At 74.0% G+C, this 26375-nt stretch carries 24 protein-coding genes; 16 read left to right on the top strand and 8 right to left on the bottom strand.

All coding sequences use genetic code 11. The features are described from left to right. The first annotated feature begins 54 nt into the window (after nucleotides 1-54). Together AB6L24_RS35575 and AB6L24_RS35570 are read left to right on the top strand one after the other, a co-directional pair. Nucleotides 55-1437, top strand: a complete 1383-nt coding sequence (locus tag AB6L24_RS35575) for an alkaline phosphatase PhoX (protein WP_405662352.1) — start codon at nucleotides 55-57, stop codon at nucleotides 1435-1437. 73 nt (nucleotides 1438-1510) lie between these two features. Then, the gene (locus AB6L24_RS35570; protein ID WP_405662350.1) at nucleotides 1511-2488 is read left to right on the top strand and encodes a PPK2 family polyphosphate kinase; all 978 of its coding nucleotides are present in this window, start codon (nucleotides 1511-1513) and stop codon (nucleotides 2486-2488) included. Between the two features lie 28 nt (nucleotides 2489-2516). On the opposite strand, the gene AB6L24_RS35565 is transcribed toward AB6L24_RS35570, so the two are convergent. Together AB6L24_RS35565 and AB6L24_RS35560 are read right to left on the bottom strand one after the other, a co-directional pair. Further along, the gene (locus AB6L24_RS35565) at nucleotides 2517-3824 is read right to left on the bottom strand and encodes a methyltransferase (protein ID WP_405662348.1); all 1308 of its coding nucleotides are present in this window, start codon (nucleotides 3822-3824) and stop codon (nucleotides 2517-2519) included. A 167-nt stretch (nucleotides 3825-3991) separates the two neighbouring features. After that, nucleotides 3992-4402 (bottom strand): VOC family protein, encoded by a 411-nt coding sequence (locus tag AB6L24_RS35560; RefSeq protein ID WP_405662346.1) that lies wholly within the window; start codon nucleotides 4400-4402, stop codon nucleotides 3992-3994. Between the two features lie 240 nt (nucleotides 4403-4642). Between AB6L24_RS35560 and AB6L24_RS35555 the strand changes: the two genes are divergently transcribed. The 4 genes from AB6L24_RS35555 (at nucleotide 4643) to AB6L24_RS35540 (ending at nucleotide 7149) form a co-directional block, all read left to right on the top strand. Further along, nucleotides 4643-5527, top strand: coding sequence for a polysaccharide deacetylase family protein (locus tag AB6L24_RS35555; RefSeq protein ID WP_405662343.1), 885 nt, complete (start codon nucleotides 4643-4645; stop codon nucleotides 5525-5527). 86 nt (nucleotides 5528-5613) lie between these two features. Next, on the top strand, nucleotides 5614-5946 hold the full coding sequence (locus AB6L24_RS35550) for a thioredoxin family protein (RefSeq protein WP_405662341.1): 333 nt from the start codon (nucleotides 5614-5616) through the stop codon (nucleotides 5944-5946). Nucleotides 5947-6096: 150 nt separating this feature from the next. After that, nucleotides 6097-6279 (top strand): hypothetical protein, encoded by a 183-nt coding sequence (locus AB6L24_RS35545; RefSeq protein ID WP_405662338.1) that lies wholly within the window; start codon nucleotides 6097-6099, stop codon nucleotides 6277-6279. A gap of 138 nt (nucleotides 6280-6417) precedes the next feature. Beyond that, a complete protein-coding gene (locus AB6L24_RS35540) occupies nucleotides 6418-7149 on the top strand; it encodes a peptidyl-tRNA hydrolase (RefSeq protein WP_405663551.1) in 732 nt (243 codons plus the stop codon). Between the two features lie 39 nt (nucleotides 7150-7188). On the opposite strand, the gene AB6L24_RS35535 is transcribed toward AB6L24_RS35540, so the two are convergent. After that, nucleotides 7189-7866: a hypothetical protein gene (locus AB6L24_RS35535; protein ID WP_405662335.1), complete on the bottom strand. Its 678-nt coding sequence runs from the start codon at nucleotides 7864-7866 to the stop codon at nucleotides 7189-7191. A 110-nt stretch (nucleotides 7867-7976) separates the two neighbouring features. Beyond that, nucleotides 7977-8420, bottom strand: coding sequence for a DUF5959 family protein (locus tag AB6L24_RS35530; RefSeq protein ID WP_405662332.1), 444 nt, complete (start codon nucleotides 8418-8420; stop codon nucleotides 7977-7979). 234 nt (nucleotides 8421-8654) lie between these two features. Between AB6L24_RS35530 and AB6L24_RS35525 the strand changes: the two genes are divergently transcribed. The 5 genes from AB6L24_RS35525 to AB6L24_RS35505 all read left to right on the top strand — a co-directional run bounded on the left by AB6L24_RS35525 (nucleotide 8655) and on the right by AB6L24_RS35505 (nucleotide 14601). Continuing rightward, nucleotides 8655-9422, top strand: coding sequence for a DUF4142 domain-containing protein (locus AB6L24_RS35525; protein ID WP_405662330.1), 768 nt, complete (start codon nucleotides 8655-8657; stop codon nucleotides 9420-9422). Between the two features lie 219 nt (nucleotides 9423-9641). Beyond that, nucleotides 9642-11054, top strand: a complete 1413-nt coding sequence (locus AB6L24_RS35520; protein ID WP_405662327.1) for a DUF692 domain-containing protein — start codon at nucleotides 9642-9644, stop codon at nucleotides 11052-11054. 102 nt (nucleotides 11055-11156) lie between these two features. Next, nucleotides 11157-11912 (top strand): DUF4142 domain-containing protein, encoded by a 756-nt coding sequence (locus AB6L24_RS35515; RefSeq protein ID WP_405662324.1) that lies wholly within the window; start codon nucleotides 11157-11159, stop codon nucleotides 11910-11912. 96 nt (nucleotides 11913-12008) lie between these two features. Further along, nucleotides 12009-12779, top strand: coding sequence for a TIGR04222 domain-containing membrane protein (locus AB6L24_RS35510; protein ID WP_405662322.1), 771 nt, complete (start codon nucleotides 12009-12011; stop codon nucleotides 12777-12779). A 160-nt stretch (nucleotides 12780-12939) separates the two neighbouring features. After that, on the top strand, nucleotides 12940-14601 hold the full coding sequence (locus AB6L24_RS35505; protein ID WP_405662320.1) for an alpha/beta hydrolase: 1662 nt from the start codon (nucleotides 12940-12942) through the stop codon (nucleotides 14599-14601). A 72-nt stretch (nucleotides 14602-14673) separates the two neighbouring features. Here AB6L24_RS35505 and AB6L24_RS35500 read toward each other — a convergent pair whose 3' ends face one another. The 3 genes from AB6L24_RS35500 to hemG all read right to left on the bottom strand — a co-directional run bounded on the left by AB6L24_RS35500 (nucleotide 14674) and on the right by hemG (nucleotide 17472). Continuing rightward, nucleotides 14674-15048 carry an RNHCP domain-containing protein gene (locus AB6L24_RS35500; protein ID WP_405662318.1) on the bottom strand — a complete coding sequence of 125 codons (375 nt, stop codon included), beginning with the start codon at nucleotides 15046-15048 and terminating at the stop codon, nucleotides 14674-14676. A 167-nt stretch (nucleotides 15049-15215) separates the two neighbouring features. Next, complete coding sequence (hemQ, locus tag AB6L24_RS35495) at nucleotides 15216-15935, bottom strand: hydrogen peroxide-dependent heme synthase (RefSeq protein ID WP_405662316.1); 720 nt, start codon at nucleotides 15933-15935, stop codon at nucleotides 15216-15218. Between the two features lie 4 nt (nucleotides 15936-15939). Next, a complete protein-coding gene (gene hemG / locus AB6L24_RS35490; protein WP_405662314.1) occupies nucleotides 15940-17472 on the bottom strand; it encodes a protoporphyrinogen oxidase in 1533 nt (510 codons plus the stop codon). A gap of 464 nt (nucleotides 17473-17936) precedes the next feature. Here hemG and AB6L24_RS35485 point away from each other — a divergent pair, with 464 nt between their 5' ends. Together AB6L24_RS35485 and AB6L24_RS35480 are read left to right on the top strand one after the other, a co-directional pair. Next, on the top strand, nucleotides 17937-19181 hold the full coding sequence (locus tag AB6L24_RS35485) for a DUF4349 domain-containing protein (RefSeq protein WP_405662312.1): 1245 nt from the start codon (nucleotides 17937-17939) through the stop codon (nucleotides 19179-19181). An 86-nt stretch (nucleotides 19182-19267) separates the two neighbouring features. Beyond that, nucleotides 19268-20653 (top strand): FAD-dependent oxidoreductase, encoded by a 1386-nt coding sequence (locus tag AB6L24_RS35480; protein ID WP_405662309.1) that lies wholly within the window; start codon nucleotides 19268-19270, stop codon nucleotides 20651-20653. A gap of 794 nt (nucleotides 20654-21447) precedes the next feature. Here the strand turns inward: AB6L24_RS35480 and hemE are convergent. After that, complete coding sequence (gene hemE, locus AB6L24_RS35475) at nucleotides 21448-22512, bottom strand: uroporphyrinogen decarboxylase (RefSeq protein WP_405662306.1); 1065 nt, start codon at nucleotides 22510-22512, stop codon at nucleotides 21448-21450. A 333-nt stretch (nucleotides 22513-22845) separates the two neighbouring features. Here hemE and AB6L24_RS35470 point away from each other — a divergent pair, with 333 nt between their 5' ends. From AB6L24_RS35470 to AB6L24_RS35460, 3 genes are all read left to right on the top strand, one after another. Beyond that, entirely contained in the window at nucleotides 22846-23505 is a 660-nt protein-coding gene (locus AB6L24_RS35470) for a DUF3000 domain-containing protein (protein WP_125264688.1), read from the top strand. A 282-nt stretch (nucleotides 23506-23787) separates the two neighbouring features. Beyond that, a complete protein-coding gene (locus tag AB6L24_RS35465; protein WP_016643199.1) occupies nucleotides 23788-24450 on the top strand; it encodes a response regulator transcription factor in 663 nt (220 codons plus the stop codon). A 78-nt stretch (nucleotides 24451-24528) separates the two neighbouring features. After that, the gene (locus AB6L24_RS35460) at nucleotides 24529-25824 is read left to right on the top strand and encodes an HRDC domain-containing protein (protein ID WP_405662304.1); all 1296 of its coding nucleotides are present in this window, start codon (nucleotides 24529-24531) and stop codon (nucleotides 25822-25824) included. The last annotated feature ends 551 nt before the right edge of the window (nucleotides 25825-26375 follow it).

Below are 26375 nucleotides of genomic sequence, written 5' to 3'. Positions count from 1 at the left end.
TGCGTGCTACACACGTGCGGGTCATGTTCCTGTCCGCCAGCAGGAGGTTGCCCCATGTCGGACGCCAAGCTGTCCGCGACCAGACGTCAAGTGCTCGCCGGCACCGGAGCCCTGGGGGCGTCCATCGCCTTCACCGGCGCCCTGTCGGAGCTGTTCGCGGGCACGGCCACCGCGGCCACCCAGGGCAAGGCGGGCTACGGCCCGCTCGTGCCCGACCCCGAGGGCCTGCTCGATCTGCCGAAAGGATTCCGCTACCGGGTCCTCTCCCGCGAGGGCGACGAACTGCGCTCGGGCGAGGGCAAGGTCCCCAGCAATCACGACGGGATGGCGGCGTTCCGGGGCCGCCGCGGCGGGGTCCACCTCGTCCGCAACCACGAGAACCGCGTCACCGCGAAGCTCGGCGTCCCGACCGTCAAGGGCCTCACCTACGACCCGATGGCCAAGGGCGGCTGTACGGCGCTCGGGCTCGACCGGCACGGCCGGGTCGTCGACGAGCGCGTCGCCATCGCCGGTACGGCCGTCAACTGCGCGGGCGGCCCCACCCCTTGGGGCACCTGGCTGACCTGCGAGGAGACCGAGGACAAGGCCGGCACGAACGGCTACACCAAGGACCACGGCTTCATCTTCGAGGTCGACCCGGTGGATCCGCGGCGCACGGGAGCCGTGCCGCTGACCGCCATGGGCCGCTTCCAGCACGAGGCGGTCGCCGTCGACCCGTGGCGCGGTGTCGTCTACGAGACCGAGGACGCCTTCCAGAAGCCGTTCGGCCTGTTCTACCGCTTCCTGCCGGACAAGCCCGAGGGCGGCAGGGGCTCGCTGCGCGCGGGCGGACGGCTCCAGGCGATGCGCGTGCCCGGCCTGCCGGACCTGTCCGCGGTCCAGGAGACCGGCGCCACCTTCGACGGCGTCGAGTGGGCCGACGTACCCGACCCGCTGGCCGTCCGGACACCCATCCGGAACCAGGACTTCGGGCCGAAGGGCGTCACGCACGCCCAGAAGCTGGAGGGCTGCTACTGGGGCGGGCGCTGCGTGTACTTCGTCTCCAGCTACGCGCGCAGCGCGGAGGGCTCCGCGGGCGACCACTACGGCCAGGTCTGGCGCTACGACCCGGCGCGCCGCCGCCTCACCCTCGTGATCGTCTTCGGCCCCGACACCGACATCCAGCTCCCCGGCGAGTCCCCGGACAACATCTGCCTCGCGCCCAGCGGCGGCCTGATGGTGTGCGAGGACGGCGGCGGCACCCAGCACGTGTACGGCGTCACGCGCGGCGGCAAGGTGTACGCGATGGCGCGCAACGCCCAGAACACAGGCACCCCCGAGGAGCCCGAGTGGGGCGAGTTCGCGGGCGTCGCCTTCTCCCCCGACCACGACACGATGTACGTGAACTGCTACACGCCCGGCACCACGTTCGCCGTGACGGGCCCCTGGCACCGGTAGCACCGCGGCACAGGTAGCGCCGCCGCCTGCCCCGGCGCACGATCGGGGCAGGCGACCGGAAGAGGTGCGGGCTGTGGCCAAGGGCACGAACAAGGGCGGGGCCAAGGGCGAGGGCAAGGCCAAAGGGGACAGGGGCAAGAAGGGCGCGCGGCACGGCAGCGGCTCCCCCGGCCGGGGCAAGAAGGACAAGGCCGCTGCCGCTGAACCCGCGCTCCGGCTCAGCGACCTGCTGCGCGTCCCCGAGGGCAAGCCCTACGACCTCGCCGCCCAGGACGCGTCCGCGACCCCCGCGGGCCCGGCGGACAAGGCGGCCGGGCTCGCGGCGACCGCCCGTATGGGTGAACATCTCGCGGACCTCCAGGAGCGTCTGTACGCGGCGAGCACGAAGGGCGACCCGCGCCGGCTGCTCCTGGTCCTCCAGGGCATGGACACCAGCGGCAAGGGCGGCACGATCAAGCACGTCGTCGGCCTGTTCAACCCGTCGGGCTGCCGCATCCGGGCGTTCAAGGCGCCGACGGCCGAGGAGCGCGCGCACCCGTTCCTGTGGCGCATCCGCAAGGCGCTGCCCGAGGCGGGCGAGCTGGGCATCTTCGACCGCTCGCACTACGAGGACGTCCTCATCGCGCGCGTCCGCGACCTGGTCCCGCGCGCCCAGGTCACCCGCCGCTACGCCCAGATCAACCGCTTCGAGCAGTCCCTCGCCGACGACGGCGTCACGGTCGTGAAGTGCTTCCTCCACCTCTCGTACGAGGAGCAGGGCCGCCGCCTCGCGGCCCGCCTCGACACCCCCGAGAAGCACTGGAAGTTCAACCCGGGCGACATCGAGGAGCGGGCGGTGTGGCCTGCGTACCAGGAGGCGTACAGCCTCGCCCTGGAGCGCTGCTCGACGGCCGCGGCCCCCTGGTTCGTGATCCCCGCGGACCGCAAGTGGTACCGGAACTGGGCCATCAGCACCCTCCTGCGCGAGCACCTGGAGGCGCTCGACCCGCAGTACCCGAAGGCGGACTTCGACGTGGCGGAGTGCAAGGCCCGGCTCCTGAGCGAGGGCTGAGCGGCCGGGGCCCGGCGCGGACTTCGGCTCAGATCGCTGCGGCGAGCCGCCACAGGGAGGTGACCTCGGCGGCGCGGGCGGCGTGCAGGGGGTCGGTGGTGTCGCTCGCGCGGGGGTGGCGGGGCTTGGCGTCGAGGCGGTCGACGACGCGCAGGCCCGCTGCGTCGAAGGCGCCGACGAGTTCGTCGCGGGTGCGCAGACCCAGGTGTTCGGCGAGGTCGGAGAGGATCAGCCAGCCCTCGCCGCCGGGCTCCAGATGCTCGGCGAGCCCTTCGAGGAAGGCGAGGAGCATGGCGCCGCCCGGGTCGTACACGCCCTGTTCCACGCTGGAGGTGGGGCGGGCGGGGAGCCACGGCGGGTTGCAGACGACGAGGGCGGCGCGGCCCGTCGGATAGAGGTCGCCGCTGTCGGTGACGTGCACGCGGTCGCCGATGCCGAGGCGTTCGACGTTGTCGCGCGCGCAGGCGAGCGCGCGGGGGCTGCTGTCGGTGGCGACGACCCGGCCGAGGCCGCGGTGTGCGAGGACGGCGGCGAGCACGCCGGTGCCGGTGCCGAGGTCGAAGGCGGTCGCGGGGGCGCCCTGGGCGGCGGCGGGCAGCGGGGCCTCGCCGACGAGGTCGACGTACTCGCCCCTGACCGGGGAGAACACGCCGTAGTGCGGGTGGATGCGGGCGTCGAGCGCCGGGATCGGCACGCCCTTGCGGCGCCACTCGTGGGCGCCGATCACACCGAGCAGCTCGCGCAGCGACACGACGGTGCGGTGCCGGGGCGGGCCGTAGGCCTCGGTGCAGGCGGCCCGGACGTCGGGGGCGCGGCGCAGGGCGAGCCCGTGGTCGTCCTCCAGGACGACGAGGAGCATGCCGAGGACCCTGGCGCGGTGGCCGCGGGCCTGCCGGTGCCGGTGGAACGTCTCGGCCGGGGTGGCCCCCGGCTTCGGCGTCAGCCGGTCGAGGCGCCGCCCGAGGGCGCGCAGGAGCTGCCGGGCGCCCTGGTAGTCCCCGCGCCACAGCAGCGCGGTGCCCTCGCACACCAGGCGGTAGGCGGCGTCGGCCTTCATCCGGTCGTCGGCGACGATCACGCGCCGGGGGGCGGGGAGTCCGCTCTCGGAGTGCCAGGGGGTGGTGTGGGTGAGGGTGGTGGGGGCGTTGTCGGGGGCGGGGCTGCCCTCGGGGGCGTCGTGGGGGGCGGGGGTGCCGTCGCGGTCGCGGCCGCCGTCCGTGTGGCCGCCTGCGCCGGGGGCCGCCTCATGTCCCGGACCGTGCCCGGACCGGCGCCCCGGCCGGGGCCTGGTCGGCCGGACGTCCTCGGCCCAGGTGATGTCGGTGTGGTCGGACATCGACGGCTCGTCAACTCCTCGTGGTCGCGGGTGCGCGGGGCCCGGGGCCGCGGCGCGACCGGGAAGCGTCCGGGGAAGTCAGGACCTCAGGACGATTCCACAGCGGCCGCCCCCTGGCAAACCCGGACCTCCCCGGCGAACGCCGTCCGCCGCGCCACCCGCACGCCTCACTCCGAGTTCGCCCCGCCGCAGGTCACGGCCTCGCCCCGGTCCCGTTCCGCCGCGCTGCGCAGCACACAGAACTCATTGCCCTCCGGGTCCGCGAAGACGACCCACCCGGTGCCGTCGGGCTCGCGCCGGTCGGCGACCACGGTCGCGCCGACGCCCCGGAGCCGCTCGACCTCCTCGTCGCGCGGCCCGTCCGGCCGGAGGCACACGTGCACGCGGTTCTTGCCGTTCTTGGGCTCGGGGATGTTCTCGAAGTACAGGTGCAGGCCGGTGGGCAGCGCGATCACGGCGACGGGGTCGCCCGGCCGGTCCTCCTCGTCCAGCGAATGCCCCACCACCTCGCTCCAGAACCGCGCGAGTCCGTACGCGTCCGCGCAGCCGAAGGCGACGTTGTAGAGGGAGGCGGGCATGGGGCACGTCCTTTCCTACGATCATGGGCCGGGCACGCATCCTCTCCCACGCGGTCCACAGTGAGCTACGGCTCTTCCGTGGGCTTCGGGGTCCGCGCGCTGCGGCGTCGCGCTTGCTTCGGCAGCTCCCGCGGGCCTCGGCGCCCTGCCTTCGGCGGCCCGCCCGCGCTTCGGCCCGGCACCCCCTCGGGCGGGCCTCGCCTACCCGATTAATCCTATTTGCACAGTTATCTTCACCGCATGATCACTCGTGCACGGCAGCGGGCCGCCCGCGCCTCCCTGGCCGCACTCGCCGCGGCGGCACTGACCGCCCTCAGCGCCTGCGCCTCACCCTCCACCCCCACCCGCCCCCACAGCCCCGCTCCCCACCACAGCCCCCAGAAGGCCGCCCCGCCCACCCTCGCCCTGGGCCCCCAGGGCCTCACCCCGGTCTTCAAGAACGCTCCCCGCGCCAAGCAGGGCGCGCCCACGGTCGCCCTCACCTTCGACGCCGACATGACGGCCGGTCAGGGCCCGCGCGCCCGGGCGGGCGAGCGCTTCGACAACCCGGCGCTCGTCGACACGCTGCGCCGCCTGGAAGTCCCGGCGACGTTCTTCATGACGGGCCGGTGGGCGGAGGAGTACCCGGCGCAGGCCAGGGCCATCGGCCGGGACCCCCTCTTCGAGGTCGCCAACCACTCGTACAGCCACTACTCCTTCACCCGCGACTGCTACGGCCTGCCCACCGTCGCCCCGCACCGCATGCGCGCCGACGTGGAGCGCGCCTTCGCCGCCTTCCGCAGGGCGGGCGTCGAGCGCCCGGTGCCGTACTTCCGCTTCCCGGGCGGCTGTTACGACCAGCGGGCGCTGCGCGCGCTCGCCCCGGCCGGGGTGACCGCCGTGCAGTGGGACGTGGTGGGCGGCGACGCGTTCGCCACGGATCCCGGCGCGGTGGCGCGGCAGGTGCTCGGCGGGGTGCGGCCGGGCTCGGTCGTCGTCCTGCACTGCACCCGCAGCGCCGCGCCCGCGACGGAGCGCGCCCTGCGCACGATCGTCCCGAAGCTGCGCGAGCGCGGGTTCCGCTTCGTCCGGGTCTCGGAGCAGATCGGGGCCGCGCGCGCACCGAAGGAGGGCAGGGCGGCCTGATCCGGCTCTTCCTGGACCGTCGGCGCCGGCGCTAGCGTGAAGCGCTGTCCGATACGGCGTGCGCTGCCGAGTCCGGGGAGAGCGGCATGACAAGCAGTCAGTTCGTACAGGCCGTCACGAAGGACGCCGACTTCGACGAGGGGGTCCTCAACGCCCCCGTGCCGGTCCTTGTGGTGTTCCGCGCCTCGTGGAACGGACCGTGCAAGCAGCTGGCTCCGGTCGTGGAGAAGATCGCGGAGGACTTCCGGACCGAGGTCCGGGTCGTCTCCGTCGACATCGACGACTGCCCCGAGACGTCGCGCCGGTACGGCGTCCGGTCCGTGCCGATGGCGGTGGCCTTCGAACAGGGCCGGAAGACCGGCTCGCACACCGGCCTGACCAACCGCGAGACCCTCCTGCGCCTCATGGGCCTCGGCTGACGCGGCATGCGGAGGCTGTACGGCAGGCCCGGCTGATGCCCGGCGGCCCTGCTACGACTGCCCGGCTGCTGTCCGGCGCCCCTGCGGCTGCCTGACAGCCCCTGTCACCCCGGTCGCCCGGACAGCCGGGCAGAACCTAGGCTCGTCACCATGGCGGACGACGAGTACTGCGCCCCGACCCCTGCGACCGGCCCCCGCCCGCCGCAGGGCCCGCCGTTCGCGGAGTGCGTGCTGTGCAGGAAGCCCACGGAGTACCCGGAGTCCCACCGCGGCGCCACCCTGTGCCCGGTCTGCGAGTGGCAGGAGGCCCAGCGGACGGCTTGCTCGGGCTGAGCGGGGCGGCGATCACCGCCCTGGCAGACTGGACGGGTGACCAGCAACGCGCCCCGCCCGGACGACTCCCCGACCACGCAGGCTTCCGAGGCGGCACAGTCCTCCCAGTCCTCCCGGTCCTCCCAGTCCTCCCGGTACATCCAGGGCACCCCGGCCGCCGAGGGCGCCGCTCCGAGCAGCCCCTTCCGCGTCGAGCGCACGCCGCGCGACGAGGCCCCGCAGTTCGTGCTGCCCCTGGTGGCCCGGATCGAGCGGGCCGCGCCCCCGGCCCGTACGGACGCGCTGGAGACGGCGGCCCGCGCGGTCCTGACGATCCTGAGCGACGAGCGGGCGCTGGGCGAGGGGCAGTGGGCGCAGGTGATGCGGGACTGGCAGGACGCCCGCATCCGCAAGGTGGTGCGCAGGGCGCGCGGCGCGGAGTGGCGGAAGGCGGAGGCGCTGCCCGGGATCACGGTGACGGGCAAGTCGGCCGAGGTGCGGGTCTATCCGCCGGTGCCGCTCGACGGCTGGCCCAAGGACCTGGCCCGCCTCCAGGTCTCCGGCACGGACCTGGACGACCCGGAGCCGCCTCGGGACCCCGACCCGTCCACCCCCGTCCTCTGGCTGAACCCCGGCATCGACATGTCGGCGGGCAAGGCGATGGCCCAGGCGGGCCACGGCGCCCAGCTGGCCTGGTGGGACCTCTCCGCCCCGGCCCGCACGGCCTGGCGCGACGCGGGCTTCCCCCTGTCCGTCCGCACGGCCCCCGCGTCCCGCTGGCCCGAACTGACCACGAGCGGCCTTCCCGTGGTCCGCGACGCGGGCTTCACGGAGATCGCCCCCGGCTCCTGCACGGTGGTGGCGGACCACCCGGCCCTGCGGCGCCCCTGAGCCCCGCCCGGCGCTCCGCCCACCGGCGGCCGCCCCGGCCTACTTCACCTTCCCCGAGAAGATCGCCGCCTCCGTCTCGAAGTCCGGCGTGACCTCGATCTGCAGGTGCTTCTGCGACGTGGGCAGTTCGCAGCCCAGCGTCGCCGTGATGGAGCGGCCGGGGCGCAGATGGGTCTGGGGCGGTCCGTCCAGGCCGTTCTCGCTGTCGAAGATCTGCTCGCCGTCCTTGGCCTCGTGCCCGTACTGGCACAGGACCGACAGCGCGCTCATGTCGATGACCTTGTCCGTGCCGTTCTTGAGCTTCAGCGTGAACTTGACGTACGGGGTGCGCTCCGGCGAGGCGTACGGGCCCGAGACGCCCCGCGAGAAGGACGACAGGGACACCTCGTTCTTGTTCTCGTAGACCGCGGTGCCGGTGAGCCCCAGGGTGTCGTCCTTGGCCTCGGCGGCCTCGTCGGGCTCGGACTCGGACTCCGGCGACGGCTCGGAGTCCGACGCCTCCGAGCCGGCGGGCGCGTCGCCCGCCGTGACGGTCTTGGTGACCGTCACGGCGGGGCGCGGCTTGTCGCCGTCGCCGCAGGCGGTCAGGGCCGCGCCCAGCGTGAGCACCGCGGCCGCGGCGAACAGGGTGCTTCTGGTGGCGGTGCCGGTGTGGACGGCGGCGGTCCCGGTGCCGCCGCCGCGTTCGGCGTCGTCGTCGATCGTGCTGGCGTTCATGTTCTGTCCCCCCAAGGACGGTACGTAGACATCCAATTGTGGAGGAGGTGTGAACGCCGGTGTCGGCGGGTGCACGCATCGTGGCCGAGCCGTGACACGGGCACCTGCCCTCACCCCTGCAACGCCCCCTCCACCGGCCAGGCCCGCAACGTCGCGTCCAGCCGGTCGTACGCCTCGTCGAACCACTCGTCCGTGAGCGTGACGGTCGCCGTGACCGTGGTCAGGGACATCGTGTGGTCGGCGATCGTGACGTGGGCGCGCTCGCCGTCCGGGTCCAGTTCGACGAGGAGTTCGGGGGCGCGGCCACCCTCGCGCCAGGCACTGTCGTCGCCGCCGTCGAGGGCGTCGAGGGTCTCGCGCCACTCGGTGAGGTCCTCCGGGGACACCGACGTGGCGAGCGTCCCCCGGACGAAGGCGGTGTCGACGAGGATCTCGCCGACGAGTTCGTCGATTCCGGGACGCCCCGGCGCGGGACGCTTTCCGGTGATCCTGACGACGACGCTGTTGTCCTCGCCCTCCAGGCGGATCAAGTCGATCGGCTCCGCAGGCGCCATGGCCCCTCCCCAATTCCCCGTGCGGCCTCTGTCCTTCCGGACCCTAGTGGACGGCACCGACAACGCCGAGGCCGCGCGTCACCCGCCCCCACACCCCCGGAACGTGACCCCCGTCACAGAACCTTCACGTCGCTGAACACCGGCCCCGCCCCTCCCGTACCTTCCCGTACCACCAAGTGGCCCGGCCCCCGGCCGGGATGCGGCTCGGGAGGCACTTTGCAGCGCATCAGGCACATGGGGCGTATCAACGGCACGGCCCTGATCATCGCGGCCCTCGTCGTCACCGTGGGCGCCCTCGCCTTCCCGGTGTGGTCCTACGCCGACCGCTCGGGCACGGGCGAGGCGAACCTCAACGCCGGGAGCGTGTCCACCCGTTGGGGCCCGCTGTCCGCCACCGACCGGGACTTCCTGGTGAAGGTCCGCCTCGCCGGGCTCTGGGAGATACCCGCCGGACAACAGGCCGTGGAGCGCGCGCCGAGCAAGGCCGTCAAGGAGGCGGGCGACCATCTGATCGTCGGCCACACCGACCTCGACGAGCGGGTGCGCGGCATCGCCTCGCAGCTCGGCGTCGAGCTGCCGAACCAGCCCACCGCCCAGCAGCAGGGCTGGCTGCGGGAGTTGACCGCCGCGACCGGCGAGGACTACCAACGCAAGTTCGCCAACCTGCTGCGCGTCGCGCACGGCAAGGTCTTCAGCCTCGTCGCCCAGGTGCGCGACACCACCCGCAACTCCCTGGTGCGCCAGCTCGCGTCCGACGCCAACCAGACCGTCCTCGACCACATCACGATGCTCGAAGGCACCGGCTACGTCGACTTCGACGCCATCGCCAACGACACCGCGGGCAAGTCGACCGCGAGCCCGACAGGCCCTCCGCCGCCCGACGGCAACACTCCCCCGCAGCCCGACCCCGCCGCCCCCACCGGCGATGTCTCCGGCACCTCACGGCCCTCCCCCGGCGCTCCGGGCACCGTGAACACCGATCGGCCCGAACCTCAAATGTAGCTCTGAAACCCCTGATCAGAAGGTTCGCCCCGGTCTGGCGCGGTCATGACTACGGCTACGTGAACGACCGGGGAGGACCAGCGGCAAGGAGGGGGAACGACGATGACCGCACGGGGGACGACAGCAGTACAGGCAGGAGAGGCAGCACAGGGAACGGCGGCACGCGAGGCTGCCGCCGCACGGGGAACGACCGCACCGGGAACGACCGCACGAGGAACCATGGCTCAGCTGGGGACCGGCATCGGATGGCGTCCGGAGATCGCCGACGCCGTCGAGCGCATGCCCGGCATCGACTGGGTCGAGGCCGTCGCCGAGAACGTGTGCCCGGGCCACCTGCCCGACTCGCTGCTGCGGCTGCGCGAGCGCGGCGTGACCGTCGTGCCGCACGGCGTCTCGCTCGGCCTCGGCGGCGCGGAGCGCCCGGACGAGGCCCGGCTCACCGCCCTCGCGGAGCGCGCTGAGGCACTCGGCTCGCCGCTCGTCACCGAGCACATCGCGTTCGTACGGGCCGGTGGCGCCCTCACCGCCTCACCGCACCTCGAAGCGGGCCACCTGCTGCCCGTGCCGCGCACCCGGGACGCGCTCGCCGTGCTGTGCGAGAACGTCCGCATCGCCCAGGACGCACTGCCCGTGCCGCTCGCCGTCGAGAACATCGCCGCCCTCATCTCCTGGCCCGGCGAGGAGATGACGGAGGGCCAGTTCCTGTACGAGCTGGTGGAGCGGACCGGCGTCCGGCTGCTCATCGACGTCGCCAACCTGCACACCAACCACGTCAACCGGGGCGAGGACCCGTCCCGCGCCCTGGACGAGCTGCCGGTGGAGGCCATCGCGTACGTCCATGTGGCGGGCGGCTTCGAGCGGGACGGCGTGTGGCACGACAGCCACGCGCACGCCGTGCCGCGCCCCGTCCTCGACATCCTCGCCGACCTCGCCTCGCGCACCCGACCGCCCGGCGTGCTCCTGGAGCGGGACGAGAACTTCCCCGAGGAGGCCGAGCTGGAACGGGAGTTGACGGCGATCCGGGAGACGGTGACGACGGCTACGGCGACGGCTACGGCTACGGCTACGGCTACGCCAAGGTCCACAGCGGCGGCCCCCGCGCCCGACCCCGCCCCGGACCCGGCCGACGGCGCCGCGCCCGACCCCGCCGCCACCCCCGAGACCCGCCAGCGCGTCGCCCTCGCCCAGGCCGCCCTCCTCTCCGCCCTCGTCGCGGGCACCCCCGCGCCGGAGGGCTTCGACGGGGCCCGGCTCCGGGTGCAGAGCCGCGCGCTCGGCGCCAAGCGGGCGGACGTGGTGGCGAAGGTCGCCCCCGAACTGCCGTGGATCATCGGCGAGTCGTACCGCGCGGACTTCCTCGGCTACGCCCGCACCCGCCCCATGACGGGCGGCTACCGCCAGGACGCGCTGGACTTCGCCGAGCACCTGCTGCTCGCCGGGCGGCCCGAGGACGCGGCGGCGCGCGGTGAGCTGACGGCCTGGTGGCTGGAGCGCTCGGGCCCGAAGCCGCTCGACGGGCACCCCCTCACCCGCTGGCTGCGGACGCGGACGGCCAGGATCGCGCTGCGCAGGGCGCGGCGGCGCGCCCCCGGCCACGCGGGCGTGGACGCCGACCCCGCCCCGGCGACGTAACCAACTGCCGCTTCTCGTACAGCCGTTGGCGTACTCCGTCCGGTATGCGGGACGCCTCCCCCGCGCCGCGCACTAGCGTGCGGTGGCGCGACAGGAGGCGTCATGCGTTCCCGAATCATCAGCGGCAGCGGTCTCGTTCTCACCGGGCTCGTGGTCACGCTGGCCGCGCTGGTCTATCCCGTGTGGTCGTACGAGGACCGCTCGGGCACCGGCCTCGACGCGCTCACCTCGCAGACCGTGTCGACGGACTACGGACCGCTGTCCGCGCTCGACCGGGACTTCATCAGCAAGGTGCGGCTCGCGGGCCTGTGGGAGCTGCCCGCGGGCCAGCAGGCCGGGGAGCGCGGCACCACCCGGGCCGTGCACGTCGCGGGCAAGCACCTGGTCGAGGGGCACACGTTCCTGGACGCGCGGGTGCGCGAGGTGGCGGCGGCGCTGCGGCTCGAACTGCCGAGCCAGCCCAGCGCCCAGCAGCGCCGCTGGCTCGCGGAGCTGAGCGCGGAGCGCGGCACGGCGTACGACGTGAAGTTCGCGAACATCCTGCGGCGCGCGCACGGCAAGGTCTTCAGCCTCGTCGCGGAGGTCCGCGCCACCACCCGCAACTCCCAGGTGCGGGCGCTCGCCGACGACGCGAACACCACGGTCCTCGACCACATCAAGGTCCTGGAGGGGACGGGCCTGGTCGACTTCGACGGCCTGGCGCGCGACGCCGCCACATCCACGACCCCGCCCCCGGCCCGCACTCCCGCGCCGCCGGGCCCCCAGGACTCCCCGCCCCCGGCGGCCCCGGTGTCCCCGACGCCCACGTACTCGCTGCCGCCCGCGGTCTCGCGGCCCGCGCCGGGACTGCGCGACTGAGGCGGGGCGGGGCGGCGGGGCGGCCGGTGAAGAAGGGGTGTCCACATCGTGGAATACCGGTAGCGGCGTCACACCTCCTTCACATAGAAAACCGGCATGTTCTGGGTCCCGCTGCTGCTCCTCGCCTGTGCTCTCGCCGCGCTGTCCTGCGGCCGGCTCTGCGTGGCCGCCGTGCGCGCCGCGGCCAGTGAGGCGCGCGGGGCGCACGAGGGACGGCATCTGACGCTGTACGAGGCGGCGTTCCTGTCGGGCGGGCCCGGGCGGGTCGTCGACGTGGCGCTCCTGTCGATGGCGCGGGGACGGCGGCTTCTGCTCGCGCACACGGGGTGGGCGACGGTGGTGGATCCGGTGGCCGGGGACGACCTGGAGCGGTCGGTGCTCGGGGCGATCGGTCCGGCCGGGCAGTCGCGGATCGCGCCGGTGCGCACGGCCGCGGCGGCCGGGGACGGGGTGCGGGCGCTCGCGGACCGCCTGGTCGCGGCGGGGCTCGCGGTGCCGGACGGGATGTGGGCGGGGATCGCGGGCGCGGCGCGGCAGGTGCGGGCGGCCGCGGTCGCCGTCGTCGCCCTCGGCGCGTGCGCGACGCTGCTTCCGGCCGAGGGGCACGAGGGGGAGCTGCCGGTCGCGGTGTGGTTCGCGCTGCCGTTCTTCCTCACGGTGAGCTGTCTGGCCATAGCCCGCTTCGAGGTGCCGACCACGCGCTGGGCGTCCCCTGCGGGGCGGCGGCTGCTCGGCGCGCTGCCCTCGCGGGACGACCTGACGTCGGTGGCGGTGCGCGGCCTGCGCGCCCTGGAGGACCCCGCCCTGCGCGCCGCGCTCTCGCACCGGGACCCGAACCTCGACGGGTACCGCGAGACCCGGCCGTAGGTCCCGCGCGGGCGGCCAGGGGGCCATTGGGGCGCGACTCGCGACGCCCCCGGGCCGGTGCTGGACTTTGCCACCTTTCGAACTGAATATCCCTTTTATTGTGATTTTGCGATTTACGCGATCACTTGGGCCCGCGCCGCGAAAGGGACACAGAACAGCGATGAGAGCACCAGCAACAGCCGCCGCCCGGTACAGAGCCGCCAGAACCGTCGGAACCATCGGCTCCCTCGTCCTGACCGCCCTCGCCGCGGCCCCCGCGAGCAGCGCCGCCACCGCCCCCTCCCCCGGCGCCCCCGGCGCCCCCGCCACCCCCTCCCCCGAGACCCTCGGCACCGCGCTCGCCGCCCAGCGCGCCCAGACCACCGGCATCGACTTCGGCGCCTGCCCGCAGGTGGAGAACCTGCCGCCGTCCGTGGAGTGCGGCACCGTCACCGTCCCCCTCGACTACGCCCGCCCCGACGGCAAGCAGATCCGACTGACCGTCAGCCGCGTGGAGGCCACCGGGAAGTCGGGCCGGGCCGTGGTGTCGCGGCAGGGCGCGCTGGTCTTCAACCCGGGCGGCCCGGGCGCGTCCGGGATGTACTTCCCGATGGTCGGCCCGATGCCGGAGTGGAAGCGCGTCGCGGCGGCGTACGACCTCGTCGGCTACGCGCCGCGCGGCGTCGGCCGCTCCGCGCCGCTGTCCTGCCAGGACCCGAAGCAGTTCACCAAGGCGCCCACCAACTCGCCGACCCACCCCGACGCCTCGTACAAGGCGGAGCGGATCGCGCAGGCGAAGGCGTACGCGCGCGGCTGCGCCCGGAACGCGGGCCCGGACCTGCGCCACTACACCACCCTGAACAACGCCCGTGACCTGGAGGTCCTGCGCGCCGCCCTCGGCGAGCGGAAGCTGACGTTCATGGGCGCCTCGTACGGCACCTACATCGGCTCCGTCTACGCGACGCTCTTCCCCGGCCATGTGCGCCGCATGGTCTTCGACTCGGCGGTCAACCCGGCCCCGGACCAGATCTGGTACGCCAACAACCTCGACCAGTCCTTCGCCTTCGAGCGCCGCTGGGCGGACTTCCGCACCTGGGTCGCCAAGCACCACAAGGCGTACGGCCTCGGCACGACCCCGCAGGAGGTGCAGCGCTCCTACGAGAGCGTCCGCGCCGAGCTGACGCACAAGCCCGCGGGCGGCAAGGTCGGCTCGTCGCAGCTGCGGGCGGCGTTCCTGCGGGCCGCGTACTACGACGACTACTGGCCGATGCGGGCGACGGCCCTGTCGCAGTACCTGAAGGGCAACCCGAAGCCGCTGATCCAGCAGGCCGCGCCGCACCCGGCGGCGGCCGCCGAGGACGAGAACGGCAACGCCGTCTACACGGCCGTCGAGTGCAACGACGCGGCCTGGCCCACCGACTTCCCCACCTGGGACCGCGACAACTCCGCCCTCGCACGCCTCGCCCCGTTCGAGACCTGGGACAACGCCTGGATGAACCTGCCGTGCGCCTACTGGCCCGAGCCGCGCCGGCAGGCCCTCGACGTGCGCACCGCCCCGGGCGCCCTGCCGCCGACCCTGATCCTGGCCGCCGAACGGGACGCGGCGACGCCGTACGAGGGCGCTCTCGAACTGCACCACCGGCTCGCGGGTTCGGTCCTGGTGACCGAGAAGGACGCGGGCACGCACGGCATCGCGGGCGGCCCGAACGCGTGCGTCAACGGCCACGTGGAGGCGTATCTCCTGGAGGGTGAACTCCCGGCGCGACGCGCGTCGTGCGCGCCGCACCCGGAGCCGAAGCCGCTGTCGACGGGCCGGTCGGCGGACCTCCCCAAGCCGCTCTAAGGCGGAGGAGCGCCCCGTACGGGGCGCGGGGAACTGCGCGACCAGCCACAGCGGACCGCTAGTTTCAGAACGTCAGAGCGCCCCCAACCGCTCCAGCGGGAACGGCGCCTGCGCCAGCGGCCGCACCGCGAGCCGGGTCAGCGGCAGGACGTTGTCATCACCCGCGGTGCGATTCGCGTGGAGGACGCCGCAATGGGTGCAGCGGTGGACGAGAACCCACTCGCCGTCTCCTCTGACGGATATGGCGAGGGGTTCCATCCGGGCTCCGCAGTCCGCCGCCCGGTCGCCGGGGGTGTCGTCGAGGTGACGGCTCCACAGGCAGGTCGGGCAGTGGTTGCGGTGGCCGGTGCCGGGGGCGGTCATCGAGACGTCGAGGCCGCAGTGGAGGCAGCGGAAGGACTGGGCGCGTGCTTCAGTGCGCGCCCGCCGGGAGGTGTTGCGTGACATGGGAGAGAGGACTCCTGAGCGATGCGGAATGGGGTGAGGTCGAGAGATTCCGCAGGGCCCTGGGCATACAACACCGGCTTTCTGTCCACGCACGAGAGGCCGGGCCCCAGTCGGCCCGACCTCTCGATGAAACCCGCGTCGCGCGGGCGCGGCAACCGAATTACCGGCTACGCGAGCCCCTCCACCAGGTCCGCCACGGACTTGCGGCGCCCGGTGTAGAACGGGACCTCCTCGCGGACGTGCATGCGGGCCTCGGAGGCGCGCAGGTGCCGCATCAGGTCGACGATGCGGTACAGCTCGTCCGCCTCGAAGGCGAGCAGCCATTCGTAGTCGCCGAGGGAGAACGAGGCGACCGTGTTGGCGCGCACGTCCGGGTAGCCGCGGGCCATCATGCCGTGGTCCTTGAGCATGCGGCGGCGGTCCTCGTCGGGCAGCAGGTACCAGTCGTAGGAGCGCACGAAGGGGTAGACGCTCACGTAGTCGCGGGGCGTCTCGTCGGCGAGGAACGCCGGGATGTGCGACTTGTTGAACTCGGCGGGGCGGTGCAGCGCCATGTTCGACCAGACCGGCTCCAGGGCGCGGCCGAGCTTGGTGCGCCGGAAGAGGTTGTACGCCTCCTGGAGCTCGTCGGCGGTCTCCGCGTGCCACCAGATCATGACGTCGGCGTCGGCGCGCAGGCCGGAGACGTCGTACGTGCCGCGGACGGTGATGTCCCGGGCGGCGAGCTTGTCGAACAGCTCCTGGACCTCGTCGGCGTACCCGAGGCGGCTCTCGGGCAGGACGTCGCGCAGTTTGAAGACGGACCACAGGGTGTAGCGGATGACCTCGTTGAGGTCCTTGGCCTTCTTGCCGGCGTTCGGGATCTTGGCGGGGGCGTCGTCACTCATGCGGCTATTCTCCCGCGCCGCCGTGCAGACTCTGCACCGGGTTGGCGGTGAGCTCGCGCACGGCGGAAAGGTCGCCGGTGAGCTGGTCGACGGCCGCGTTCGCACTGGCGACACAGGCCGGGATGCCCACTCCGTCGTACGCCGCCCCGCAGACCGCGAGGCCCGGCATCCGCCCCACGTGCTCGCGGACGCGGGCCACGCGCGCGTGGTGGCCGACGGGGTACTGCGGCAGGCCGCTGTCCCAGCGGGTGACGGCCGAGGCGACGGGCGCCGCGTCCAGGCCGGTGGCCGCGCGCAGGTCCCCGCGGGAGACGTCGACCAGCTCGTCGTCCGGCCGCCCCAGGTCCTTCTCGTCGCCGTACCGCCCCACGGACGTACGCAGCACGAAGAGGTCCGGGTCCTGGTCCGCGATCCACCCCCACTTCTGGCTCGCGAACGTCGACGCCTTGATGGTGCGCCCGTCCACGGGCGGCACCAGGAACCCGCTCCCGTCGGGCAGCGCGCCCACGTCGGCCCGGCGGTAGGCGAGGGTGATCAGCGCCATGGAGGCGTACTCGACGGCGCGCAGCTCGGCCGCGGCCCCGGGGACGTCGTGCTCCAGGAGGTGGGCGGCGTGCGGAGCGGGCACGGCGAGGACGACGGCGTCGGCCTCCAGGTCCCAGTCGTCGACGTACACCTCCCAGCCGTCCTCGACCCGGCGCAGCCCGTGGGCCGCGCACTTCAGCAGGATCTCGCCGCCCCGGGTCCGCACCGACTCCGCGACGGCGAGCGGCAGTCGGCCGACGCCGCCGTCGATGCCCATGAAGACGGGGCCGGGCTGCTGGTTCCCGGCGGCCCGCGCCTGGAGGTCGCGGACGCCCTCGGTGAGGGAGGTGTGGGTGCGGGCGGCCTCGAAGAGCTGCGGGACGGCGGAGCGCATCGAGATGCGGTACGCGTCCCCGGCGTACACCCCGCCGAGCAGCGGCTCCACGAGCCGGTCCACGACCTCGCGGCCGACCCGCCGGGCGACGTAGTCCCCGACCGCGACGTCGTCACCGACCTCGGTGGGCGGCAGCTCACGGTCCCGCTCGATGCGGCGCAGGCCCTCGTCGGAGAGCACCCCGGCGACGGCGGAGGCGTCACCGGGCACGCCCATCACATGCCCCTTGGGCATGGGCCGCAACGCCCCTCGGGTCCAGATCGCGGCACTCGCCGTCGCCGGCGCCTGCAGCCGGTCACCGAGCCCGACCTCACGGGCGAGACCGACCGCCTCCGGCCTGCGCGCCAGCATCGACTCGGCCCCGAGGTCGACACCCACACCCGCGATCTCCCCCGCCCGCAGCTTCCCACCGAGCCGGTCGGAGGCCTCCAGCACGGTGACACGCGCCCCCGCGTCCAGAAGCCGATGCGCGGCGGCGAGCCCCGCGATGCCACCACCGATGACGACGACGTGCCCGAGGCCGCGAGGGGATCCGTCGGAGACGGAGGGATCCTGACTCGGCGCTGGCCTCGTCGATGTGCTCGTCGATGTGCTCGTCCGTGTGTCCGCTGCGCGCATGCCCCCACTCTCTCAGAGCGGCTCGCAACGGCTTCCGGCGCTCCGCCCGTCGTCCTCGAACACCGGACGGGCTCTCCCCCACCCGCCCGCCCGGACGTGCACCCCGCTGTGCAGCAGCGCGGGCCTTTCAGCCCCGAACCTGCCCACGCCGCAGCGCCTCTCCGGCCCACCCCGCCGATATGTCAGCCCGTCGTGGGGGTACCCCCTGCTCCTTAAGAGCGTGGGGGAGTTTGAGGACGAGGCGCGAAGCGCCGATAGCGGGGGAGGACCGTCCCACCCGGCACGGGACACCCACCCCCGCAGTACGCGCCCCCCGCCTCCTCCGCACCGCGCCCCCGCGGCCCTCTTCCGGACGAGTCCGCTCCGTGACCGCGCCGGAACCTCATCGGGACCGCCCGGACCGAACACCGCGACCGGTCCCGGCGTCGTAGGAGCACACTCACCACGACCTCGGGGGTACGTCGATGCACACGTCCAGCACGTCAGGGCCATCCGGTACGGGCGCTGGGTCCGCGCCCGCCGACACGTCCGCGGCGCGGGGCGCACCGACGCCCCGCGGCCGGGCGCGGCGGGGGCCGCTCAGCGGGCTCGCCGCGGTGCTCATCGCGGTGACGCTCGCGCTCGCGGGGTGCGGCGCCAGCGACGACAGCAGCGACAAGGGTGGCGACGCCGGCGGGGGCGACCGGGCCGCGGGGGCGCAGGCCAGTCAGGGGCCCGGCGACGACAGCGCCGCCCTGCGGGACGAGGGCGGGGCGGAGGGCGACCGGGCCGAGGGCGGGAAGAAGCGCGCGGGCGGCGACGCCAGGAACCCGTCCGGGCCGCTGCGTCCCGCCGACACCCACATCATCCGCACGGCGTCGCTGACCGTACGCGTCAAGGACGTACCGAAGGCCCTGGAGCGGGCGCGGACCGCGGCCGAGGGCGCGGGCGGCCTGGTCGGCGACGAGTCCACCGACCGCGACCGGCGCGGCCACGACCGCTCCCGCGTCGTCCTGCGCGTCCCGCAGGACCGCTACGAGCAGGTCCTCTCCGACCTCGCGGGCACGGGGAAGCTGATCAGCCGCAACGCCAAGGCCGAGGACGTCACCGAGGAGGTCGTGGACGTCGAGAGCCGGATCAGGACGCAGCGGGCGAGCGTGGCGCGGGTGCGGGCCCTGATGGACAAGGCCACGAAGATCAGTGACATCGTCTCGCTGGAGGGCGAGTTGAGCGGCCGTCAGGCGGACCTGGAGGCGCTGCTCGCGCGGCAGTCCTCGCTGAAGGACCGTACGACGATGGCCACCATCACGCTCACGCTCTCCGAGTCGCCTCAGACCGGTGCGGACGGCAAGGACGACGACGGCCCGACGTTCGCGGGCGCGCTGTCCGGCGGCTGGGGCGCCTTCGTGACGATGCTGGGCTGGCTTGCGGTGGCGCTGGCGGCGGCCCTGCCGTTCGCGGCGGTCGCGGCGCTGCTGGTGCTGCTGTGGCTGCGGGTGGTGCGGCCGTGGACGGGGCGGCGGGCGGTTGCGGTGCCCGCGGGGGTGACGGTCGGCTCGGGCGGGGCCGCGGTCGCCGGGGGTTCTGGCAGCGGTGCCCCGGGCGCCCCCGCAAGCGGCGGTCCAGGCGGCACGGGCGGCTCCGGCGGCGGCAGGTCGGGCGGCTCCGGCGCTTCCGGGGCGGGCGGTGCGAGCGACCCGAACCCGCCGAAGCCGTCGGGGGGTTCCTGACCCGCGCGGGGGCGGGGGCCGGGCCCCGGTGCCGTGCCGGGGGCGGCACCGGGACCCGAACTGCCCCCGCCCCGTAGCGTGTCCGCATGAGTGAACGACTGGTGGTCATCGGAGGGGACGCGGCCGGGATGTCGGCCGCGTCGCAGGCACGCAGGCTGAAGTCGCCGCAGGAGCTGGAGATCGTCGCCTTCGAGCGGGGCAACTTCACCTCGTTCTCGGCGTGCGGGATCCCGTACTTGGTGGGCGGCGACGTCGCCGAGCGGGACGACCTGATCGCGCGGACGCCCGAGGAGCACCGGGAACGCTCCATCGACCTGCGGATGCGTACCGAGGTCGTCGAGATCGACGCGCGGGAGCGCCGGGTGCGTGCCCGGGACCTCGCCTCGGGCGCCGAGGAGTGGACCGCGTACGACAAACTCGTGATCGCCACCGGCGCCCGGCCGCTGCGCCCGGACCTGCCCGGCATCGACGCGCCGGGGGTGCACGGCGTGCAGACCCTGGACGACGGGCAGGCGCTCCTCGACACGCTCACCGCGACGCCGGGCCGCCGGGCCGTGGTGATCGGCGCGGGCTACATCGGCGTGGAGATGGCGGAGGCGCTGATCGGACGGGGTTACGAGGTCACGGTCGTCAACCGCGGCAAGGAACCGATGTCCACGCTCGACCCGGACATGGGCCGCCTCGTGCGCGAGGCGATGACCGGCATGGGCATCACGATGGTGAACGACGCCGAGGTCACCAAGATCCTCACTGGGGACGACGGCAGGGCCAGGGCCGTGGCCACGGAGGACCGCGAGTTCCCCGCGGACGTGGTGGTCCTGGGGGTCGGCGTACGTCCCGAGACCGCCCTCGCCCGCGCCGCCGGGCTGCCGCTCGGGGAGCACGGCGGGTTGCTCACCGACCTGGCGATGCGGGTGCGCGGACCGGTCGCGGACGGGGCGATCTGGGCGGGCGGCGACTGCGTGGAGGTCCTCGACCTGGTCTCGGGCCGGGAGCGGCACATCGCGCTCGGCACGCACGCGAACAAGCACGGGCAGATCATCGGGTCGAACGTGGGCGGCGGCTACGGCACGTTCCCCGGCGTCGTCGGCACCGCCGTGAGCAAGGTCTGCGACCTGGAGATCGCCCGCACGGGCCTGCGGGAGAAGGACGCGCGGGCGGCGGGCCTGCAGTACGTGGCGGTGACCATCGAGTCGACGAGCCGGGCCGGCTACTACCCCGGGGCGGCCCTGATGACGGTGAAGATGCTGGCCGAGCGGCGCACGGGCCGGCTGCTCGGCGTCCAGATCGTGGGCCGTGAGGGCGCGGCCAAGCGGGTCGACGTGGCGGCCGTGGCGCTGACGGCGCGCATGACGGTGGAGCAGATGACGGCGCTCGACCTCGGGTACGCGCCCCCGTTCTCGCCCGTGTGGGACCCGGTCCTGGTGGCGGCGCGCAAGGCGGTGTCGGCGGTGCGGGCGGGCGGGGCCTGAGGGCCGGCGTCGGCGGCAGCGGCGGCACCGCCCCTGCCGCTGGCGCGGTCCGCACCCTTGCGGCGGCGGGTTTCGGGGGCACGGCGTGACAGCGCGCGGCACGGCGGGGCGCGGGGCCGGATACCCACCGCGCACCGCTCCCCCGGAACGCGTCTGCCGTGCAGGTCGGAACGCGCTTTCCGGCATTCCGCCGCGGCCTTCGGCAAGCCCTGGGGCGTGGCCGATTTCCTTCATTGGTCCGGTCCACTGCAAAAAGCCGAACACGCCGGGCGCACGCCCCATACATGCAAGCGCCACGCACTACGCCGACGAGGCAGCCCGAACCCCGCTGAGCGGCCACGCCGTCCCCACCACCGGACACCCGAAGGCACCACGCGCCTCCCCACGGGCCCCATGCGCCCCGCGCCGCACCCATCAGCGACTACCTGCACTTTTCCGCCACTTTTCACAGAATCGGCACAGGTCTCACGGAGGGGACGCACTATGTGACGCGTCAGAGCGGAACGAACACACACGGCAACATGCGTTCGGATCGCTGGGGGGTGGAAGCCCTCGGACGCGGGCTTGCCGGACCTCGGTCCGGTGGCCCTCGCCGGGGCGCGCGAGCCCGATTCCCACCCGTCGGGGGGCGGGTGGGAGTCCGGCCGCGGAAGGAAAGGAAGAGGGGGGTCCTGTTGATGGGGGGTTCCGTCCCGGGGCCGAGGGGGGCGTCGCGTGCGGCGTCGGGCTCCGGGACGGACGGGACCGCTGCTCCGGCCGCCGCCAGGAGGCGGCCGGGGCAGTCCCGACGACGATCAGACGGTACGCGTGTGGACGTACTCCACGAGCCGGGTGAGGGCGTCGGGGTCGGTGCTGGGCAGGACGCCGTGGCCGAGGTTGAAGATGTGGCCCTCGAGTCCGGCGGCCGCGGCGAGCACCTCGTCGGCCTTCGCCTCGACGGCCTCGCGGCTGGAGAAGAGGACGGCGGGGTCGATGTTGCCCTGGAGCGCCTTGCCGGGTCCGACGCGCCGGGCGGCCTCGTCGAGCGGCACGCGCCAGTCCACGCCGACCACGTCGGCCCCGGCCTCACCGAGCAGGCCCAGCAGTTCACCCGTACCGACGCCGAAGTGGATGCGCGGCACCCCGTACCCCGCGACGGCCTCGAAGACCTTGGTGGACGCGGGCATCACGGAGCGGCGGTAGTCGGCGGGGGCGAGGGCGCCCACCCAGGAGTCGAAGAGCTGCACGGCGCTCGCGCCGGCCTCGATCTGCACCTTCAGGAAGGCGCCGGTGATCTCCGCGAGCCGGTCGAGCAGGTCGGCCCACAGCTGCGGGTCGCCGTACATCATGGCCTTGGTGTGCTCGTGGTTACGGCTCGGACCGCCCTCGACGAGGTAGCTCGCGAGGGTGAAAGGCGCACCGGCGAATCCGATGAGCGGGGTCTCGCCCAGCTCGCGCGTGAGCATCCCGATGGCCTCGGTGACGTAGGAGACGTCCTCGGGCGTGAGGTCCCGCAGCCGCGCGAGGTCGGCGCGGGAGCGGATCGGCTGCTCGACGACGGGCCCGACGCCCGGCTTGATGTCGAGGTCGATGCCGATGGCCTTGAGGGGGACGACGATGTCGCTGAAGTAGATCGCCGCGTCCACGCCGTGGCGGCGCACCGGCTGCAGCGTGATCTCGGTGACGAGCTCCGGCATCATGCAGGACTCCAGCATGGCCGTGCCCTCGCGCACCTTGCGGTACTCGGGCAGTGAGCGCCCGGCCTGCCGCATGAACCACACCGGCGTGTGCGGCACGGGCTCACGCCTGCACGCCTTCAGGAATGCGGAGTCGTACGTAGCTGCGTTTCGCCGGCCCGTGGCCTCGTCATTGACACTCACCCCCAAAGTCTCCCACGCGCCCCACACCCCGGGACGCCGGGTCAACCGGAAGGAAGTCACCCACACCCGGCCGAACTCAGCCCGTCCAGCACTTGAGGACGAGCCCACCTCAGCCCGTCCGGCACTTGAGGACGAGCCCATCTCAGCCCGTCCGGCGCTTGAGGACGAGCGCGAAGCGCGAAACGGCAGCAACCCCCACGGCGGGCCAGGAGAAGAGACCACCCCCGGAAGGGACCACCCACCGACCCGAGCCAGGGTCAAGGAGTGAGCAAAGCGCGCCCCGAGAGGGGCGCCTCCCTGCACGGAGGCGCCGTTCCCCTTAATCTTCCCCGCATGGCTGCGGCTCAAGGACAACGGTCGGACGACGCGGGCGAGATGGACGGCGCGCAGGGGGTGGTGGCGGACGCGGGTCCACCGCCGTTCCGTGCTGCCGTCGACGCGCTGCGCGGGGCACGGCTGCGGCCGCAGATCGAGGTCGAACAGACCCGGTCGCCGAAGCGGCTCGCCCCGTACGCGTACGCGCTGGAGGCGGCCGTCGTCGACGGCGAGGAGGACCTGGCGGACGGCAGACTCGTGCTGCTGCACGACCCGGACGGGCACGACGCCTGGCAGGGGACGTTCCGGCTCGTGACGCTGGTGCGGGCGGAGCTGGAGCCGGAGATGGCGGCGGACCCGCTGCTTCCGGAGGTGTGCTGGACCTGGCTGACGGGGGCGCTCGCCGCCCGGGGCCTGGCGTGCGGGGAGCCGAGCGGGACGGTGACGCGGGCGGGCTCGCACTACTTCGGCGGTCTCGCCGAGCGCCCGCCCGCCTCCCAGATCGAGATCCGCGCGTCCTGGACGCCGCGCGAGTCGACCGCCGGGGTGCCGGACACGGCGGCGCACCTGGCGGCGTGGTGCGACCTGCTGTGCCAGATCGCGGGACTGCCGCCGGTCGCGGCGGCCGACGGCTCGGTGGTGTCGCTGCCGCAGCGCCGTGGGCCCCGCTCCACCTGAGGGCGCGGGGCGGCGGTGCCCCCGGCTGCACAGCGATGACCCCCGGCGTTGACGCGGCCGGGGGTCGAGCACGGGCGACGGGAACGGCACGCCTGGTGAGAGGGGTTGATCGTCGGATGATCGATCACGTGTCCGAATCGCCCGAATTTGTTACTCACCAAATCGTGATCATCCCCTAAAGGCGGGTGCCATTGGTGCCGAAGAGGTCTGTGACCTTGAAACGTACGGTTCGTCCCGGCTTCATCCCCGAGCCGGCTCCGACCCGCCACCCCAGGAGGCCTGGTGTCCGTTCTCCTCGAGCAGCCCGCAAGCCTGGTCGCCTACCGCCCGAACAAGCCGACCGCCATGGTCGTCGTGGCCGACCCCCGCGTCCGCTCCACCGTGACCCGCCACCTGTGGGCCCTCGGTGTACGTGACGTCATCGAGGCCTCGTCCATCGCGGAGGCTCGTCCCCGCATCGGCAACCCCCGCGACATCTGCGTCGCCGACGTCCACCTTCCCGACGGCTCCGGCCTGACCCTCCTGTCCGAGACCCGCGCCGCGGGCTGGCCCAACGGACTCGCGCTCTCCGCCGCCGACGACATCGGCGCCGTGCGCAACGCCCTCGCGGGCGGCGTCAAGGGCTACGTCGTCACCGGCACCCGTACCAACGTGGGTCTGCCCACCCGTCCCGGCGCCGCCCCCATCGGCTCCGCCGCCGCCCGTATGCACCGGCGCCCGCCGGGCACCCCGAGCCACCCGGGCGGCTACCGCGAGCTGTCGGGCCGCGAGGTGGAGGTTCTCCGCCTGGTGGCCGAGGGGCAGTCCAACAAGGCCATCGGCGTCTCGATGGGCCTGTCCGCACTGACCGTCAAGAGTCACCTCGCCCGCATCGCCCGCAAGCTCGGCACCGGCGACCGGGCGGGCATGGTCGCGGTGGCCCTGCGCACGGGAATCATCCACTGACCGATTTACACCCCCCGGCCGCCCGTCGACGTAACGTTCCGTCGACGGGCGCCGTGCGTTCACAGATACCCTTGACAGGTGACCGACGCCCAAGAGACCGCAGCAGACAGTTCACTGCGAACCACCGGAGGCGCTCCTCCGGACGAAGGCGTCACAGGCGTCTCCGTCGAAGGGACTCCCACCCCGCTCCTCGAACCGCGAGACGGCATTCCGCCCGTCGTGGCCGACCCCGCGACGCTTGCGCAGGTCATCGCGGCATTTGCCGCGGGTACGGGACCGGTGGCCGTGGACGCCGAGCGGGCGTCCGGCTACCGCTACGGCCAGCGCGCCTACCTGGTCCAGCTCCGCCGCGAGGGCGCGGGCACCGCGCTGATCGACCCCGTCGCCTGCCCCGACCTGTCCGGGCTCGGCGAGGCACTCGCCGGCACCGAGTGGGTGCTGCACGCCGCCACCCAGGACCTGCCGTGCCTGCGGGAAATAGGCATGGTCCCGGCCGGCATCTTCGACACGGAGCTCGCCGGGCGGCTCGCCGGATTCCCCCGGGTCGGGCTCGGCGCCATGGTCGAGAGCGTCCTCGGGTACGTCCTGGAGAAGGGCCACTCCGCCGTCGACTGGTCGACCCGCCCCCTCCCCGAGCCCTGGCTGCGGTACGCCGCGCTGGACGTGGAACTGCTCGTCGACCTGCGGGACGCCCTGGAGAAGGAGCTGGACCGGCAGGGGAAGCTGGAGTGGGCCCGCGAGGAGTTCGACGCCATCGCCTCCGCGCCGCCCGCGCCGCCCCGCAAGGATCCCTGGCGGCGGACGTCCGGCATGCACAAGGTCCGTCGTCGGCGGCAGATGGCTGTCGTACGGGAACTGTGGGTGACCCGGGACCGGATCGCGCAGCGGCGTGACGTCTCGCCCGGCAAGGTGCTCAGCGACGGCGCGATCGTGGAGGCGGCTCTGTCGCTGCCCCCGAACGTGCACGCGCTCACCGCGTTGCCCGGGTTCGGGCACCGGATGGGGCGGCGGCAGCTGGAGCAGTGGCAGGCCGGGGTCGATCGTGCCCGGGCGCTGCCGGACGCCGAGCTGCCGCAGCCCGGGCAAGCCGTGGCGGGGCCGCCGCCGCCCCGCTCCTGGGCCGACCGGGACCCGGCCGCCGCGGCGCGGCTCTCCGCCGCCCGCGCCGCCGTGTCCGCGCTCGCCGAGCGCCTGAACATGCCCCAGGAGAACCTGATCACCCCCGACACGGTCCGCCGCGTCTGCTGGGAGCCCCCGTCCGACCTCACCCCCGACGCGGTCGCCTCGGCCCTCACCACCCACGGCGCCCGCCCCTGGCAAATCACCCAGGTAACCCCCGCACTCACCAGGGCCCTCACGACCCCGGCCCCATAACCCCGGGCCAACCGGGCCAACCGGGCCACGATCGCTGACCCGGGCCACCAACGCCCACCAGAGGCGCCCTCACCCACCGAGGGCGCCTCACCCTTTGCCCGGGGGCGCCCTCCCCCGCCGCTGCGCGGCGGCCCTCCCACCCGCCCACCCATCACCTTGCAGGCGGGTTTCGGCACGACACCCGTGGAGGGCGAGCGCCCGTGAGGGCCCGGCGCCCGTGGAGGGCGGGCGCCCGTGAGGGCCCGGCGCCCGTGGAGGGCGGGCGCCCGTGAAGGCCCGGCACCCGTGGAGGGCGGGCACACGCGAAAACCCGGCACCCGTGAGAGCCCGGCACCCATGGAGTCCCCCGGCATCCGTAGCGGACCGGCATCCGTCGCGGACCGGCCGGCCGACGGCCTCGGGCAACACCTCGCCAACCGGCCGACCAACCGCCGCGTCCGGGCCCACACAACCCTCGCAACAGCCCCGGCAACGGACCCGCGCCCACACCTCGGCGACAGCGACAGCGACAGCCCGGCCTGCGGCGCCGCGCCCACACCCTGACAGCAGGT

This window comes from Streptomyces sp. RK9 (assembly GCF_045070545.1).
GTDB lineage: Bacteria > Actinomycetota > Actinomycetes > Streptomycetales > Streptomycetaceae > Streptomyces > Streptomyces alboflavus.
The sequence above is the reverse complement of the archived record's forward strand: the minus strand, read 5'-3'. Positions and strand labels throughout refer to the sequence as shown.